The organism is Photorhabdus sp. RM323S, assembly GCF_042879375.1.
Lineage (GTDB): Bacteria > Pseudomonadota > Gammaproteobacteria > Enterobacterales > Enterobacteriaceae > Photorhabdus > Photorhabdus tasmaniensis.
On the sequence record NZ_JBHFKZ010000009.1, the window covers coordinates 48,604 to 65,798 of the forward strand.

General features: G+C 41.2%; 17 protein-coding genes. 5 read left to right on the top strand and 12 right to left on the bottom strand.

Going from position 1 to position 17,195, the window contains the following annotated elements:
- Nucleotides 1-8 precede the first annotated feature (8 nt).
- Entirely contained in the window at nt 9-650 is a 642-nt protein-coding gene (gene ompW / locus ACGF7G_RS06465) for an outer membrane protein OmpW (protein WP_133812945.1), read from the bottom strand.
- 430 nt (nt 651-1,080) lie between these two features.
- Here ompW and ACGF7G_RS06470 point away from each other — a divergent pair, with 430 nt between their 5' ends.
- Nucleotides 1,081-1,845, top strand: a complete 765-nt coding sequence (locus ACGF7G_RS06470) for a YciC family protein (protein ID WP_133812944.1) — start codon at nt 1,081-1,083, stop codon at nt 1,843-1,845.
- A gap of 211 nt (nt 1,846-2,056) precedes the next feature.
- On the opposite strand, the gene ACGF7G_RS06475 is transcribed toward ACGF7G_RS06470, so the two are convergent.
- Together ACGF7G_RS06475 and ACGF7G_RS06480 are read right to left on the bottom strand one after the other, a co-directional pair.
- Nucleotides 2,057-2,599, bottom strand: a complete 543-nt coding sequence (locus tag ACGF7G_RS06475; protein WP_387464287.1) for an Ail/Lom family outer membrane beta-barrel protein — start codon at nt 2,597-2,599, stop codon at nt 2,057-2,059.
- Between the two features lie 153 nt (nt 2,600-2,752).
- Nucleotides 2,753-4,465, bottom strand: coding sequence for a SulP family inorganic anion transporter (locus ACGF7G_RS06480; RefSeq protein ID WP_387464289.1), 1,713 nt, complete (start codon nt 4,463-4,465; stop codon nt 2,753-2,755).
- Nucleotides 4,466-4,690: 225 nt separating this feature from the next.
- Here ACGF7G_RS06480 and ACGF7G_RS06485 point away from each other — a divergent pair, with 225 nt between their 5' ends.
- Both ACGF7G_RS06485 and yciA read left to right on the top strand, forming a co-directional pair.
- On the top strand, nt 4,691-5,227 hold the full coding sequence (locus ACGF7G_RS06485) for a septation protein A (protein ID WP_132351447.1): 537 nt from the start codon (nt 4,691-4,693) through the stop codon (nt 5,225-5,227).
- A gap of 77 nt (nt 5,228-5,304) precedes the next feature.
- Complete coding sequence (gene yciA, locus ACGF7G_RS06490; RefSeq protein ID WP_132351449.1) at nt 5,305-5,736, top strand: acyl-CoA thioester hydrolase YciA; 432 nt, start codon at nt 5,305-5,307, stop codon at nt 5,734-5,736.
- 68 nt (nt 5,737-5,804) lie between these two features.
- Here yciA and tonB read toward each other — a convergent pair whose 3' ends face one another.
- Nucleotides 5,805-6,485, bottom strand: coding sequence for a TonB system transport protein TonB (tonB, locus tag ACGF7G_RS06495; RefSeq protein WP_387464292.1), 681 nt, complete (start codon nt 6,483-6,485; stop codon nt 5,805-5,807).
- Between the two features lie 102 nt (nt 6,486-6,587).
- On the bottom strand, nt 6,588-6,770 hold the full coding sequence (locus tag ACGF7G_RS06500) for a YciY family protein (protein WP_387464294.1): 183 nt from the start codon (nt 6,768-6,770) through the stop codon (nt 6,588-6,590).
- Between the two features lie 249 nt (nt 6,771-7,019).
- Between ACGF7G_RS06500 and cls the strand changes: the two genes are divergently transcribed.
- Nucleotides 7,020-8,480 (top strand): cardiolipin synthase, encoded by a 1,461-nt coding sequence (cls, locus tag ACGF7G_RS06505; protein WP_387464295.1) that lies wholly within the window; start codon nt 7,020-7,022, stop codon nt 8,478-8,480.
- A 112-nt stretch (nt 8,481-8,592) separates the two neighbouring features.
- Entirely contained in the window at nt 8,593-8,922 is a 330-nt protein-coding gene (locus ACGF7G_RS06510; protein ID WP_387464381.1) for an HI1450 family dsDNA-mimic protein, read from the top strand.
- A gap of 77 nt (nt 8,923-8,999) precedes the next feature.
- Here ACGF7G_RS06510 and ACGF7G_RS06515 read toward each other — a convergent pair whose 3' ends face one another.
- The 7 genes from ACGF7G_RS06515 to oppA all read right to left on the bottom strand — a co-directional run bounded on the left by ACGF7G_RS06515 (nt 9,000) and on the right by oppA (nt 17,134).
- Entirely contained in the window at nt 9,000-10,214 is a 1,215-nt protein-coding gene (locus tag ACGF7G_RS06515) for an MFS transporter (RefSeq protein ID WP_387464297.1), read from the bottom strand.
- On the bottom strand, nt 10,202-11,161 hold the full coding sequence (locus ACGF7G_RS06520) for an aKG-HExxH-type peptide beta-hydroxylase (RefSeq protein ID WP_387464299.1): 960 nt from the start codon (nt 11,159-11,161) through the stop codon (nt 10,202-10,204). Before ACGF7G_RS06520 ends, ACGF7G_RS06515 begins: the two co-directional genes overlap by 13 nt.
- A gap of 396 nt (nt 11,162-11,557) precedes the next feature.
- Nucleotides 11,558-12,559 carry a murein tripeptide/oligopeptide ABC transporter ATP binding protein OppF gene (gene oppF, locus ACGF7G_RS06525; protein ID WP_387464301.1) on the bottom strand — a complete coding sequence of 334 codons (1,002 nt, stop codon included), beginning with the start codon at nt 12,557-12,559 and terminating at the stop codon, nt 11,558-11,560.
- Nucleotides 12,556-13,554 (bottom strand): ABC transporter ATP-binding protein, encoded by a 999-nt coding sequence (locus ACGF7G_RS06530; RefSeq protein WP_387464303.1) that lies wholly within the window; start codon nt 13,552-13,554, stop codon nt 12,556-12,558. The genes oppF and ACGF7G_RS06530 overlap by 4 nt, the downstream gene beginning before the upstream one ends.
- 9 nt (nt 13,555-13,563) lie before the next feature.
- Nucleotides 13,564-14,472, bottom strand: coding sequence for an oligopeptide ABC transporter permease OppC (gene oppC / locus ACGF7G_RS06535; RefSeq protein ID WP_036846881.1), 909 nt, complete (start codon nt 14,470-14,472; stop codon nt 13,564-13,566).
- Between the two features lie 14 nt (nt 14,473-14,486).
- Nucleotides 14,487-15,407, bottom strand: a complete 921-nt coding sequence (gene oppB / locus ACGF7G_RS06540) for an oligopeptide ABC transporter permease OppB (RefSeq protein ID WP_133812930.1) — start codon at nt 15,405-15,407, stop codon at nt 14,487-14,489.
- Nucleotides 15,408-15,493: 86 nt separating this feature from the next.
- Complete coding sequence (oppA, locus tag ACGF7G_RS06545; protein ID WP_387464306.1) at nt 15,494-17,134, bottom strand: oligopeptide ABC transporter substrate-binding protein OppA; 1,641 nt, start codon at nt 17,132-17,134, stop codon at nt 15,494-15,496.
- Nucleotides 17,135-17,195: the final 61 nt, after the last annotated feature.

Here is a 17,195-nt window from a genome sequence, read left to right on the forward strand (position 1 = left end):
AGTTCTTATCAGAAGTGATAACCGACACCAAACATAAATACCCACGGATCAAGCCGGGTATCAACTTTATGGCTCTGATCGCCTGCTTTGAATTTCACATCAGTTTCAATGTTCACCCACCACACAGACGCGTTTAGCATCCAGTTTTGATCTAACTCATAATCCAAGCCAACATGACCGGCCACACCCCAGGAATCTTTCAGATCCAGACTGTGTAAATTATTACCTTTAACCGCATCATTGCCATTGAATTTTTCATTAAAGAAAGTGGTATAGTTCAAACCAACACCAATATAAGGGCGGAAATGACTTTCTTTAGAGCCAAAATAGTATTGCGCCATTAATGTCGGTGGCAGACTCTTTATTTTGGCAATATTACCTGCGCCCGGTAAACTTACCTGATGCTGGAAAGGTGTCCCAGCGAGTAATTCAATACCAATATTATCGGTAATCATATAACCGAAGGTTAAACCCATCTGGGTATTATTATCCGCACTCAGAGAACCTACCCCTAATACATTATCAGAGCCGGTATTAGGCCTTACTGTTGCAGTACCCGTGCGGAAAAGAAAATCACCCGCTTCATGAGCAAAAGCGAACGATGGTGCTAAAGTTGCCGCTGCTAATACAAACGCAGAAAGTTTTTTCATTATTCATCCCATTCCTGTGATTTAAAAGTCAATAAAAATATAGCCATATATTTAAAATTATGATCCAATATAGATCACATCTTTTAAATAATTTAAGAGAAATCGTATATTTGCGACATTATTATTTCAAATTGTAATTATTTTAAATTGACACAAATCAATATTTATCATTAATTATTTTAATGTTTTTTATATTTATATGCTAATTCCAATATTTCATCTAATTATATTTCCATGATGTTTTAACAAGGTTAAATTTATGTTTATTTTTATATTGAAAATATAATATGAAGTACTTTTCCCTTTCATAAACAATCACAGTCAATCACTAATTTATCCGCATAATCTCCTTTCAGCTATCCACATCTGCCCATAACAGAGTACAATTAACCGCTGTGTATTATTGTTTAACCTGATAGGAGCTGTCTTCATGCCAATCACGGCGAATACCCTGTACCGTGACAGTTTTAACTTTTTCAAGAATCAACTGTTAAGTACTCTGACTCTGGCCGTTCTGGCGGCTCTGGTGACTACCCTTTTGGGGCACCTGTTTATCCCTGATAGCGAACAGATGAAACTGCTGACAGAAGCAGAATTCACTTTTGCAACTTCGGGTAAAACCGGTATTCAGGATATGGTGTCCCAAATGACCCCAGAGCAACAGTCAATGATCATGCGAGCGGGAATAGGAACTATTTTCTCCAGTATGATTGGCAATGTGTTACTGGTTGGTGGTGTATTGACGTTGGTCACGGCAGTTTCAGCGGGAAATCGTATTTCTTCATTACAGGCAATTGGTTTATCAGCAAGCCAATTACCAAAACTGTTCCTGCTACTGCTTATCTGCACCTTGTTGATCCAACTTGGTTTGATGCTGATGCTGGTACCAGGTATTATTTTGTCTATCGCACTGGCTTTATCACCCGTGATTATGACCGCTGAACGGTGCGGTATTTTCGCCTCTATGAAAATAAGCTGGAAACTGGCATTTGCCAATATTCGCCTGCTGGTTCCGCCAATTCTGCTATGGCTGACCGCAAAGCTCTTGCTGGTGTTTATTATTGATCGTCTGACATTCATTCATAATGAGATGGCGGGAATTATGCTTGGCGTGTTTAATAACCTGATCTCAGCTATTCTGCTAATTTATCTGTTCAGGTTATATATGCTGGTTGCCTCTTCACAACAAAAATGAATATAAAATAGCTGTTCAAACAAACCCCATAGCGATAAAAGCTATGGGGCTGACAGAGAATATAGCCTGAGCCAGTTTATATCCGGGTACACTTGTGTATGAGCGCGTCATTATTATTTAGGTAAGATCCAAAAAAATTCCCTGCCATATATAACAGGGAATTTCTGTAAAAAGAGATTGCTAAATTAAGTACAAATTAGCTAATTTCGATTTAGAAGCGGTAACCGACACCAACTACCCAAGTGCCTATCTTAAGCTCATCCAATTTTGAATATTCATAAGATGTATCGATAGTCCAATTTGGCATAGGGTTAAACTGTAATCCCAATCCGTAGCTGACAGATGTTTTACTCTTGCTGCCACTCATTGAACCAACATAATCTGAGAGCTTAACCTTTCCATGTGCAGCACCAACCATACCGTACACGCTAACATATTCATTAAAACGATATGTAGGACCCGCCATCAGGGAAAAATAGTCCATATCAGATTCAGCTACTTTTTTACCACCCCGGTAATAATCGTAACCTAAATATGTATATGTGAGTGAACTAATAACACCAAAATTATTATCCAGCTCATAGCGATATTTCAGGTTGAAGCCCTTTGGATTATCATCAATCTTTTGACCATCCATCTTTGCATGACTCTGAGCATAGCCACCAGAAATTGTACTTTCACCGCTCGCATTTGCTGCAAATGCGAATACAGATAAACCAACAGCCACCACTGAGGCTACCAGTGTTCTTTTCATTGAAAATCCCTAATATTGTATAAAATATAGAAAAAAATAATTACGGAGAGGTATTATTTATCAGTAACCAATAGAAAACAACGAAATTCCATTCATTGTTAATTTCCCGTTTAATAAAGCAAAACACTAAGCATTACCGTCGTATTTCTCTTATTATCTTTTGATGTAATTAGAGTACCATTCGGGCTTACTTTGAATCATTCGTACAGCAAAATAGAGATCGGGCACCACAACTAGATCGTCATCACTGCTTCTCAATTTATTTTGTTTTATCCAGCGGGTAAGTTCTGTCCGTCGGCCAGCGAGCACCAGTGTGACACCCTTTACTTTCAATTCAGTAATCAGTTCATCAATAGCCGCAAAAACACTCACATCGTCATAGGTAAAACTCACAGCCGCATCAACAACTAACCAACTCGGACGCTTTTCCGCCCTGTCTACATGCTGCAACACCCGTTTTTTAAAATAACTGACATTGAAATAAGTTAATGGTGAGTTAAACCGGTATATCATCACACCGTCTACCGGTTTAATCTCATTGCCTTGGTTAATGGAATGAATCATCCCTTGTTCATTAACGCCCAAAAGCTGATCTGTCGGGCGGAAGACAATGCGCAAAAACTGTAATAAGCCAAGCAGAACAGCAAAACCTACACCGTTAATCAAACCAACCACCAACACTGAAATCAGGGTAAACAGTGATAAAGTGAATGCCTGACGATTTCGTTTCCGCAGTGACCCGATCCCCCGTAAATTCAACAATGATGATGCCGAATAAATCAACACTATACCAAGAGATGACAATGGAATATGCGCCAGGAAACTCGTCATGAACAGCAAAATCAGCAAGATAACCACCGCGGCAATCACAGAAACCAATTGAGTTTTCCCACCAATAGCATCATTAACCGCAGTTCGGCTGCTGGCAGCACTGACAGCAAACCCTTGTGATAAAGCAGAAGCAATGTTCGCAATACCCAAGGCCCTAAGCTCAGAATCCGCATCAATCTGATAACCGTTTTTGCTGGCAAAACTACGAGCCGTCATCATAAAACTGACAAAACTGATAACAGCAAGGTTCAGGGATGGGATAACCAGATCACGCATAATTCCAGGCTGGAAATCAGGCACTGGTACCACAGGTAATCCCCCGCCGCTGACACTGCCAACAATCTGAATACCCTGTTTTTCAAGCCCAAATTGCCAGCTTACATAAGTCGTTAATACCATTGCCAACAAAGGCCCCGGCCAGGCTGGGCGCAAGAAACGTACAGTCAGCAAAATCAACACTGTCGCAACCGACATTGCCAACGTTGGTAAATGTGTACTCATTAGTTTGGCGGGTAATGCGATCACCCGTTCAATCAACCCAACGGGTACGCCAGCAAAGCCAAAGACTTTAGCCAACTGATCTACAATGATTGTCAATGCAACACCGTTCATTAATCCTTTAAGGATCGGCCTTGAAAGAAAATCAGCAAATGCACCTAATCGAAAATGACTTGCGAGAACACACCATATCCCTGTCATTAACGTCATCACGATCGTAAGCTGCCAACGTACATCTTCATTACCAAAAGCCAAGGGCGCAACTGCCGCCGCAATAACGGCACAGGTTGCGGCATCCGGCCCGACAATCAACTGTCTTGAAGTGCCAAATAACGCATAAGTGAACATTGGCAAGATACAGGCATAGAGACCGATAATTGCACTTATTCCCATTAATTCAGCGTAAGCAATAGCCACCGGCAGAGCGACGGCGGCCACAGAAAGCCCAGCCCTTAAATCATGACTAAACCACTCTTTGCGATAATGAGCAAAATTGTCCAACCCTGGCATCCAACGCTGTAGTTTTTTCCACTGCATTTGGTTTATGCTCTCTTATTTTTCAACGGGTTTTGGCTATAATGCTGTGTTATATGTTTACTGACAACAGGAAGTTAATTACGCCGCTCTTTATGGTAAAATTGTGCGAAACAGATCGATAAAAATCTTTATTTATCGATAAAAAAAGCCATACTGTTGCCGCTTAGTATATTCAATCACCAAAATCGGATAGAGTCAGCTGCCGGAATTACAATAGGTTCAAATATGAAACAACTTTTAGACTTTCTACCTTTAGTCGTATTTTTTGTTGTATACAAAATGTATGACATTTTCTATGCTTCCGGGGCACTGATTGCCGCCACCGGTTTAGCTGTAGCGATAACTTATTTCATCTACCGGAAAGTAGAGAAATCTTCTCTGATCACTTTTATCATGGTTGCAGTTTTCGGCACGCTGACCTTAGCTTTCCACAGTGATCTCTTTATTAAGTGGAAAGTCACCGTAATCTATGCCTTATTCGCATTAGCCTTGCTCGTCAGCCAATGGTTCATGAAAAAACCACTTATTCAGAAAATGCTGGGAAAAGAGCTGGTTTTACCGGATTTTGTCTGGAATAAACTCAATATGGCATGGGCGCTGTTTTTTATTGCCTGTGCGCTAGCCAATATTTATGTCGCGTTTTGGTTACCACAAGATGTCTGGGTTAACTTTAAAGTATTTGGTCTGACTGCCCTAACCTTGGTTTTCACCGTGCTCAGTGTAGTATATATTTATCGTTACCTGCCTCGCGAACAGAAGTAACCCTATTCAAATGGATACCTGTCTGCTATTGTTTGTAGGCAGGTATTATTTTTTCATCAAATAAAGTAAAGTTTTCAATGACACAACAACAATTACCTAATGGAGAATTAGTCCTCCGCACACTGGCTATGCCCGCTGATACCAACGCCAATGGAGATATTTTTGGCGGATGGCTGATGTCACAAATGGATATTGGTGGCGCAATTCTGGCAAAAGAAATTGCGGAAGGCCGTGTTGTCACTGTCAGAGTAAATGGTATTACTTTCCTTAAACCTGTCGCTGTTGGTGATGTCGTCTGCTGCTATGCGCATTGCCTCAAAACGGGTAACAGTTCGATTACTATTAACATCGAAGTCTGGGTGAAGAAAGTCGCATCTGAGCCTGTAGGTCAACGCTATCGTGCAACCGAAGCGGTATTCACTTATGTTGCTGTTAATGAGGATAATACCCCTCGCCAGTTACCCGAAGGCAAAACCCAATTCCAATTGACCAACAGCACTGACGAATAAGCCTAATTATTAATGCAAAAAAGGAGCGTCTGGATCATGCTCCTTTTTTATTTGCATTTTCCCGCCAATCAGGATTGGGATACACCGGTCATTTTGAATTTTACTGTTGTGATATAGCCAACAGCGGGTATTTTTTCATAGCGCCATTTTCTCATTGCTTTTTTTACTTCCCTGTCAAAAACGTTAGGCGGATCGGCACTAATCACTTCGATATTTTTTACCCGGCCGTCTTCATCAATATCATATTTAACTCTAACATTACCCTCAATCCCCAATGCTGCTGCTCTGGATGGATAAATGGGTAACGCTTTACTTAATACTTTTGGCCCATTCTGTGATTTAGTTACCGTATGAGTTGCCAGGTTATTCTGATTATTATCAGTACGGTTAGCCAATGGCTTTTCCAGTGGTTCAGTTGTCTTCTCAACTGGCTCCGATTGCTTTTTAACAACCTTTTTCTTCACTTCCGGTTTAGGTTTCAGCTTCTTCACCTCTGGCTTTGGGATCACCGGCTCTGGAACAGGTTCAGGCTCCTCTGGCTCTGACTCGGGTTCAGGTGCTGCGGGTTGTGAAACCGGGGTTTCTTCAGCAGCTAACTGAATCATAGCGACAGACATAAGTGCAGCGTCAGGCTGTTTTTCCGGTATCACAGAACAAAAAAGTGTGGCGGCAACAGAAACATGCAAACAAACTGATAATAATATTGGCCAATGTATCCAACGCATAAGGGAGTTCTTGATTAGCAGCATAATAGTCAATCCTCGAATAACCGCTAGTTTAAATGCAAATAGCAATCATATTCAATAAAGATTGTAGGTGAGCGTGAATATAAGGCCAAAAATACTACTTTTTTAATGCATCCATTCACTATGTTGAACAAACAATAAAGCTCGCCGCTGTTTATAAACATCTAATTTACGTAGTGAATAAATACGTAAATTACGTCTTGATTGCCCTTCCAGCCAACGGCGGCGGCGGTTGGAATTCTGACGCAATCTCCGCCACCGCCCTACTTCATTCCGACTATTTCTCATACAATTATACCTGTAAAAAATATCACGCTCATTATAGGCCTTTAAAAAAGATCTCCAAGGCGTATCTGAATAGTACTTTTTATGTCATATCGTGCGAAATAACCAATATCAAGTATGATGCTTGCAGTATACTTGCCGATTTCTTGGTAAATTCATTGGGTTAATTAGATCGTTTATATCCCGTGTTTTGGGGAAACCGTGTTAAACGCCACCAAAGATGTCTGAACAAAACAGGATTGATTGCCGAACATGACAACCTTTTATTCCGTCCTAAGTTGGCTTGCTATTTTCTTCTATTGGCTAATCGTTGCCAGTATCACCTTGCGTATTTTAATAAAACGCCGGCCTGTCACTTCCGCTATGGCCTGGCTGCTGGTTATTTATATCCTGCCCTTAGTTGGCATTATCGCTTACCTGTCATTTGGTGAGCTGCATTTGGGAAAACGCAGAGTTGAACAGGCAAAAGCCATGTGGCCGTCAACAGCGGTATGGCTTGAAGAGCTGCGCAAATCTCGTCATATCTTCGCCACGGAAAATAGCGAAGTCGCGACACCGTTATTCCAGCTTTGCGAACGGCGGCAAGGGCTTGAAGGCGTTAAGGGTAACAAGATCCAACTGCTGACAACCTATGACAACTCACTAAAAACCATCATCGAAGATATTGAGAATGCCAAGCACAGCATTGAGATGATGTTCTATATCTGGCAATCCGGTGGCTTGGTTGAACAAGTGACTGATGCCCTTATGGCCGCAGCACACCGAGGAGTCAGATGCCGTGTTATGGTGGATTCAGCTGGCAGCTGGTTATATTGCCGAAGCCAATACCCGGATATCATGCGTCAGGCGGGAATTGAATTTGTTGAAGCTTTACAAGTCAATATCTTCCGTTTATTTCTGCGTCGGATGGATCTGCGCCAGCATCGTAAAATTATCTTAATAGACGACTATATTTCTTACACCGGCAGTATGAATATGGTAGACCCACGCTTCTTTAAGCAAAATGCTGGCGTTGGACAATGGATCGACATCATGGTGCGAATGGAAGGGCCGGTTACCACAACGATGGGGGTTATTTACGCTTGTGACTGGGAAATGGAAACAGGTCAACGCATCTTTCCCCCCTCACCAGACAACAATATCATGCCATTTGAACAAGCCAGCGGGCATACAACTCAAATTATTGCCTCTGGTCCAGGATTCCCTGAAGAGTTAATTCAACAATCTTTAATGACGGCTATTTTCTCTGCCCGTAAGCAATTGATATTAACTACCCCTTATTTTGTTCCCAGTGATGACCTGATGAATGCTATCTGCACTGCGGCCTTAAGAGGGGTGGAAGTTATTATCATTGTTCCTCGCAAAAATAATTTTTTCCTGGTGCGCTGGGCAAGTCGTGCTTTCTTTTCTGAACTATTGAATGCGGGAGTTAAAATTTATCAATTTGAAGAGGGTTTATTGCATACCAAAAGCGTCTTGGTTGATGGTCAACTCAGTATGGTCGGTTCAGTTAATCTCGATATGCGCAGCCTGTGGCTGAATTTTGAAATTACCGTGGTTATTGATGATGAAAATTTTGGTCATGATCTGACTCTGGTGCAATACGATTACATCGCCCATTCTACATTGCTGGAAATCAATAAGTGGGAACAACGCCCTTTGTGGCATCGGATAATTGAACGTATTTGTTACTTTTTCAGCCCACTACTGTGACCAATACCCTCGTCTTGACAAGATGGGGGTACCAATCAACGCTTCATCATGTTTTAATTCTCCCATCACTGCTGACAGATGAATTGATATGGACAACAAACCTTCACAAACAATGGATTTAGATCTCAATAACCGAATGACAGAAGATGAAACCCTTGAGAAAGCGTATGACATCTTTCTTGAGCTGGCTTCATCCAATCTTGGCCCTGCAGATATTCTGCTATTTAGCTTACAATTTGAAATACGGGGCGGCGCAGAATTGCAGGATCCTTCCGAAGAGTGGCTTGAACACATAGATTTCGATCTAAACCCTGATTTTTTCGCAGAAGTGATTATCGGGCTGGCTGAATCTGAGGATGCTGAGATTAATGATATTTTTGCCCGCATTCTGATTTGCCGGGAAAAATCTCACCAGATTTGCCATATTTTGTGGAAAGAGTAGTTACAGCGACTCACGTTTGAAATCCCCCGAACCATTTGTCCGTGACCGACGCGATGAACTATAGAGTACAAACAATCTTAAGATACATCAATTTCATCTTTTACTTTTGTACTCCTCAGCGCTTCGTATAAGAAATAGATACTAATGATAAGTAAATAAGTGCCTAATGTAATCATTGCATAATTTGATTGCATGTAACGTGATAGAATATAGGAAACAACAGAGCCAAACGGTATTGCAGAATAAATAATCACGTAAGATGCCGAAATAACACTCACCACTTCGTCTTGGTGATAATTAGTCTGTCGTTCAGTATAAAAAACAATTAAGTTGATAGCACTCAACAACATAACAACGCTCCACGCTATTGATGCAATATAGATGTTATTAGCTATAGGTATGCAAATTAAACACAGAGCACATATTACCCCTGTAATAGAAATCAAATGCCATTTGTTAACATTGTTTTTATAAATAATCCTGCCGATCCTTATTCCTATAATTAACCCGACCGTGGATATAGCAAAGAACAATCCTAATTGTATATCCGTTAAATTGAATCTTTCGATTAAAAAATATGTCAGTATAGATTGAAACCCATGTAACGCTATGTTTGAAAAGAAAAAACGCCTCAATAAATAATTAACAAATAAATTATCTTTAATAAGTCTAAAACCTTTGATGGTTTTTAAGATGAAATGCTCACCGTTGGTTTTTATTCTTAATTCTATATTCATTTTAGTTAAAACAATCATAGAAATCACATATATGACACCGATAATAAGAAATACATTATTATAACCTAAATAACTTAATATGGTTGCTCCGATCATTGGCCCTATAGCAGGAAACAGGCTATCGACAAAAGCAATTTTCCTACTCATTCCTTCTACGTCTTCTTTATGTGGCAATATCTCTTTTAATGTACTGTGGATAATGGTTTGATATAAGATAAGAATGGATGATAACAAAAATACCACCATAAAGAAAACAAGGTTACTAAAATTAATCTCAAAGTAAGTATAGGAAAAAAAACATAAAAGCAAGCCAATTAAATTCAGTATTAATAGGCTTGCTTTTTTTGCAAGCCTGTTTTCGAGCAGATTAGCTATCGGAGGTGCAATGATGTTTGGTGTAAATAGCAATCCATAGCTAATCGTCATCATTTGCAATGATTTTGTTTCTGAATAAAGCACTAACGGAGCGATAAATTTAAAAACCCAATTATTCATCGAGTTGAGGATGTATGAAATTAAAAAATATAGTGATTGACTGCTTTTTAATTTAAACATTGGTCAACTCGTTCCTTCATTTCCTTGAATATCGCATAACCCCTTTCTGTTAGGTCACCATACTGTTCTATGATATTGTATGTTTCATTATACCGAGTTAATGCTCTTTCCAAGAACTTCGCATTGTTATTGAGATCGTTATTGGAAGAAACTTTAACAGCCTGTCTGAAATAAGACACGATATTGCCAAGCACATAATTGGCATGATAGATACCTGACATTGGCCTTTTATCTTTTCTAAATGGTGCTGTGTAGAGATTCTCTACCGGGTTGTAGACAAGCTGATCTTTAGTTTGCTCCAAAAATAATTTTGAGTGCGATGCCTCATGAACCAAATCTTCAATGTATTGGTTTATTGAACTAATCTCTTCCTTTGTATTGGGAGAAATGATGATACATCCCAACGTTTTTAATGTTGATCCCGATTTTATCCCCCCACGTTCAGTTTGACCAACCAAGACAATGTGCTTTATTAACGAATTGACAAAGTTGTAGTAATAGGGTGAAACAGATTTCATGAGATCCAATGATTGATGTATTTTGGTTATCTCTTCTTCTGAGTTCCCCATGAATGGGCCGAATGCATAAACACCATCGTCATTGACGTCATTATCCGGTTTGTCATAGATATCTTTTAAGGTTTTTGCTACCTCTTCTGAGATGTTAGCATCAGTAATAACTAATATTTCCGGTCTACCAGGAACCGTTGTATTAGGGCTGTGAGTAGACAAGTTATCCAATGCAGATTTTAAGAAAATTTCTGCATTTTTTTGGTCTTGCTCTTTTATCGCATCAACGCACAAAAAATAGTTGGCAAAAACTTTCCAATTATAATTGATTTTTAACTTATCACTGAAGGCTATATTGAAGTTTTCAGACAGGTATTTTAACGAAGATAACACTTCATCTTCAAAAAACGATTGATTCTTCTCAATGGCAGCAGTCATGACAAATTCCTCATTAATAAAGGTGTTAAAGTGTCCAGATATTTGGACACTTTAATCGCACTAGATGACGCTTACTTTCGATTGATGAGAACAACAGCTGTGTACAAATGACCTTTCGGGGTAAATAATTTAGAGAGATCGATATTGTTCATATTAACGTCTCCATTACTTAGATAAAACTCAGTTACGCTAAATATATGCCAACAAAATACATTGATTTAATTAACACTTTTCCAACACAAAAATATTTAACATTTTATTTTTTAAAAGTCAACTATTTTTTTATGATTCGCAAGTAAATGATACACTACGCCAGTAATTTCATTGAGTTGCAATTAAAAAACCAATAAATTACCAAGCAAAGTGCACCATCTAATATGACAACATCACCAGCAATTACAACGGATCAACCTTCAAACAAGACACTGCATGACGAAAACTTCCCTCCATCAATGGTCGTGTCTTAGCACATTCAGGATCTGCCATTGGGCAACGTGTACGGAAAACACAACCTGATGGCGGATTGATCGGTGACGGTAATTCACCTTCCAATAACTCAATTTGTTTATTGCGTTCTTTATCTGGATCAGGCACCGGTACTGCCGACATCAATGCTTTGGTATAAGGGTGCTGTGGATTATGATAAACCTCATCATAAGTGCCCAACTCCACCGCATGCCCAAGATACATCACCAATACACGGTCAGATATGTGTTTAACCACTGCAAGATCATGGGCGATAAAAATCAGCGATAACCCCATTTCCCGTTGTAATTCCTGCAACAGGTTCACTACCTGAGCCTGAATAGAGACATCAAGTGCCGAGACTGGCTCATCACAAATCACCAATTTAGGTTCAAGAATAAGCGCACGGGCAATCCCGATTCGTTGACACTGACCACCAGAGAATTCGTGCGGGTAACGGTTAATCAGATTCGGCAATAACCCAACCTTCATCATCATTGCTTTTACCCGTTCTTTGATTTCCAGCTCTTTCATCTTAGGATGATAAGTGCGCAGTGGCTCTGCGATAATATCGCCAATCGTCATTCGCGGGTTCAGAGACGCTAATGGATCCTGGAATATCATCTGGATATCACTACGAATATCCCGCCACTGTTTATCATTCATATCCAGCAGGCTTCTTCCCAACCAAGTTACTGAACCACCAGAAGACTTGACCAATCCGATAACTGCACGGGCAAAAGTCGATTTACCGCAACCAGATTCGCCAACCACACCCAAGGTTTCCCCTTCGTACAACCTCAATGTGACGCCATCAACCGCTTTCAGGGTTTTAGCTGGTTGCCAAAACCATTGTTTGCCATCTTTGATATCAAAGTGAACTTTCAGATCGGCCACTTCCAGCAGCACACGTCTTTCTTCAATCGGACTCATACCAATTCTCCCGGTGCTTTAAAACAAGCTCGCAAACGCCCATTGCCAAATGTCTCTAACTTTGGTTCACAATCTACGCAATGGTCTACTGCAAATTGACAGCGAGGCTGGAACGGACACCCTTTCGGCAACCGTAATAAATTGGGCGGATTCCCCGGAATTGTCGCCAATGACTCGTCATCACCATCAAGACGGGGAACAGCATTAAGAAGGCCAATAGAATAAGGATGCGTTGGTTGATAAAACACTTCACGAGCCGTGCCATATTCCATCGTTCTCCCCGCGTACATCACCAGCACTTTGTCACAAACACCGGCAATGACCCCCAAATCGTGAGTGATCATAATTATCGCGGTATTAAACTCCTGTTGCAGCTCATTCAACAAAATCATAATCTGTGCCTGAACCGTAACATCAAGTGCGGTTGTCGGTTCATCGGCAATCAGCAATTTTGGCCGGCATAATAATGCCATTGCAATCATCACGCGCTGACGCATACCACCAGAAAACTCATGAGGGTACATGCTCATACGTTTACGCGCTTCCGGCATCTTGACGGCATCCAGCATCCGAATCGATTCGAGGTATGCCTCACTTTTACTCATACGTTTATGCAGCATCAATACTTCTGTGAGCTGGTCACCAATGCGCATATAAGGATTGAGAGAAGTCATTGGGTCTTGAAATATCATGGATATTTCTTCCGCCCTCATGCGGTTAAGTTCTTTCTCTTGCAAGTTAAGAATTTCCCTGCCATTAAAAATGGTAGAGCCGCCAATTGTGCCGTTTCTGGCAAGCAATCCCATCAGAGCAAAAGCGGTCTGTGATTTCCCAGAACCAGATTCACCGACAATTCCCAGTGTCTCCCCTGCCCGTAAATCAAAATTCAGCTTGTTCACCGCAGTAACATTCCCATCCGGGGTACTAAAAATCACATTCAAATCTTTAACAATTAACAACGGCTCAGAACTTTTCTGGTTTTTAACGCTGTTCATGTTACCTCCTTAACGATCTTTCGGATCGAGGGCATCACGCAGGCCATCGCCGATAAAGTTAAAACAAAACAGTGTCACCACCAGAAAACCGGCAGGAAACATCAGTAACCACGGGGAAACTTCCATTGAATTCGCACCATCACTTAGCAATGCCCCCCAACTGCTTAATGGCTCTTGAGTTCCCAATCCCAGAAAGCTAAGAAATGATTCGAACAGAATCATGCTTGGAACTAATAAAGACGCATAAACCACCACCACGCCCAATACGTTAGGGACAATATGGCGTAACACGATGTAACGGGTTGGCACCCCACATACCAGCGCCGCTTCAATAAATTCCTTACGTCTCAGGCTCAGTGTCTGACCACGGACAATACGCGCCATATCCAGCCATGACACCATGCCAATCGCGACAAATATCAGCAAAATATTCTGTCCAAAGACCGTCACCAGCAGGATCACAAAGAACATGAATGGGAATGAGTTCAGAATTTCCAACAGACGCATCATCACTGAGTCTATTTTTCCGCCCAGATAACCGGATAATGACCCATACAAAGTTCCAACAACGACAGCAACCAAGGCTGCAGCAATCCCAACCATCAATGAAATACGCCCACCAATAGCAACACGTACCAGTAAATCACGACCAGAAGAATCAGTACCGAAATAGTGACCTGATTCAAAATCAGGTGGCATAGACATCATGGCCCAATCAGTATCATCGTAAGTAAACTGGGCCAGCATTGGTGCCAGGATCACAAACAAAGTAATCAACGATAGCAAGCACAAACTGGCAATCGCTGCCCGGTTGTGAATAAAACGACGTCGTGCATCCTGCCACAAACTGCGGCCTTCAATTTCCAGTTGCTCAGAGAAATTTTCCAGAGCTTCGCTGTTTTGTTTATTGACTATCATTGCGCGCTCCAGTCTTAATAACGGATCTTCGGATCGATGACGGCATACAACACATCAACAATCGCATTGAACAGAATAGTCAGGCCACCAACCAAAATCGTCAGGCTTAACACCAATGAATAGTCACGGTTCAATGCTCCGTTAACAAATAACTGCCCTATTCCCGGTAAACCGAAGATTGTTTCAATCACCATTGAGCCGGTGATAATACCGACAAAAGCAGGCCCCATATAAGAGATGACGGGCAGCAATGCGGGTTTTAAGGCATGGCGGAATATAATGATACGTAATGGCAACCCTTTGGCACGTGCAGTACGGATAAAATTAGAGTGCAGCACTTCTATCATTGAACCACGGGTGATACGCGAGATACTGGCGATATAGGCCAAAGACAATGCGACCATGGGTAAGATCATAAATTTTGGCGCTCCGCCATTCCAGCCCCCTCCTGGTAGCCATTTAAGGTGAATAGCGAACACCAGCACCAATAACGGTGCGACAACAAAACTTGGGATAACAACCCCCGTCATGGCGAATCCCATAACCGTATAATCCCACTTTGTGTTTTGGTTAAGTGCAGCAATAACCCCAGCGCTGACCCCTAAGATAACCGCCATCATAAATGCCGATGCACCCAATTTAGCCGACACCGGAAATGCCGTCGCGACCAGATCATTAACTGTGTAGTCCTTATATTTAAAAGACGGCCCAAAATCCCCCTTGGAAAGCTGGACTAAGTAATCAAAATATTGTTTATACATGGGATCATTCAGATGATATTTCGCTTCAATATTTGCCATAACTTCTGGCGGCAATTTCCGCTCACCGGTAAATGGGCTACCTGGCGCCAGCCGCATCATGAAAAACGAAATAGTGATAAGAATAAAAAGTGTCGGGATCGCCTCTAAACAACGACGTAAAATAAACTTAAGCATTGCCCGTTCCTATGTGTTGACCCTAAACCCTGGCCTTAAAATAATCTGACACTAAGGCAGCCCTTTCCGGGCTGCCCTACAACTATTTAGTGTTTGATAATATAAAAATCTTTGGTGTGTAGATTATCCAAAGGATCTTTCCCTGTATAGCCGCCAACATAGGGCTTCACTAACCGGGTATTCACATAGTAATAAAGTGGGACAATGACCGAATCTTTGTCTAGCTGCTCTTCTGCCTTTTGATAAACGACCGCACGCTCATCATCAGTTTTTACTTGCAGGGATTCTTTCATCAGCTTATCAAATTCACTGCTCTTATAATGAGAGGTGTTATTACTGCTGTAAGAAAGCAACATATTAAGGAATGAAGAAGGTTCATTGTAATCGGCGCACCAGCCAGCACGGGCGACATCGTAATTGCCCTGATGTCGGGTATCAAGGAAAGTTTTCCACTCCTGGTTTTCCAAACGAACATCAACACCTAAATTCTTCTTCCAGACAGAAGCTATTGCGATTGCAATTTTTTTATGCAAATCGGAGGTATTATAAAGCAAGTTAAACTTCAATGGATTATCTTTAGTATAACCCACTTCAGCCAGTAATTTTTTGGCTTCCTGGTTACGTTTTTCCTGGTTCCAGTCGGTAAACCAAGCGGGTTTCATCGCTTTCATGCCATCAGTAAACGGAGGCGTAAAACCGTAAGCCGGGATATCACCCTGCGCTTTTACTTTATTTGTCACAATGTCCTGATCCATAGCCAATTTCAATGCAGTACGGACACGAGGATCATTAAATGGCGGTTTTTCGTTATTAATTTCGTAATAATAAGTACATAGATGTGGGTTAATATGCAGCTCGTTAGGGATCTCTTTTTTCAGTTTCTGGAATAACTCAATCGGCAAATTGGTATAAGTCATATCAATTTCACCACTGCGATAACGGTTTACATCTGTTACTTCTGATGAAATTGGCAAGAAAGTAACCTGATCAATAACGGTATTTTTGTTATCCCAGTATGTCGGACTACGCTCCATCACAATACGTTCGTTGACTGTCCAATTTTTCAGTTTGTAAGCACCATTACCCACAAAACTCTGCGGTTGAGTCCATTTTTCGCTATATTTTTCTACCGTGGCTCTATGAACCGGCGACATTGAAGAGTGAGCCAAAAGCTTTGGCAGATAAGGAACCGCTTCACTCAATGTGAGCTGTAATGTATAGTCATCCAGTGCTTTTACACCCAGAGTATCCGGTTTCTTTTTGCCACTGATGATGTCATCAATATTCGTGATATGGGCATACTGGAGATAACTTTCATAAGGAGAAGCCGTATTAGGATCAGCCAAACGCTGCCAACTGTAAACAAAATCATGAGCAGTGACAGGGTCACCATTAGACCACTTAGCCTCTTTACGCATATGGAATGTCCAAACGGTAAAGTCTTTATTTTCCCAATGGGTTGCAGAACCCGGCAAGATTTCACCATGCGGGCCAACGATTACAACACCTTCAAACAGATCGCGGGCCAAATGTGATTCAGGCACCCCTTCAATTTTATGCGGGTCCAGCGATTGCGGTTCAGCCCCGTTATTACGGACTAAAACCTGTTTATCAGCTAATTGAACACCCTCAGGCACTTTTGCAGCAAATACCTGGCTCGCCACGACCATACTTAGGACAGCACTGATGCTGACAGTAAGTAATTTATTCTTAGTTGTGTTTATCATCTTTTTCTACTCCAATTTTATATCGTCAGACTTTTTATCAGTCGACGGCCCAGAAATACGG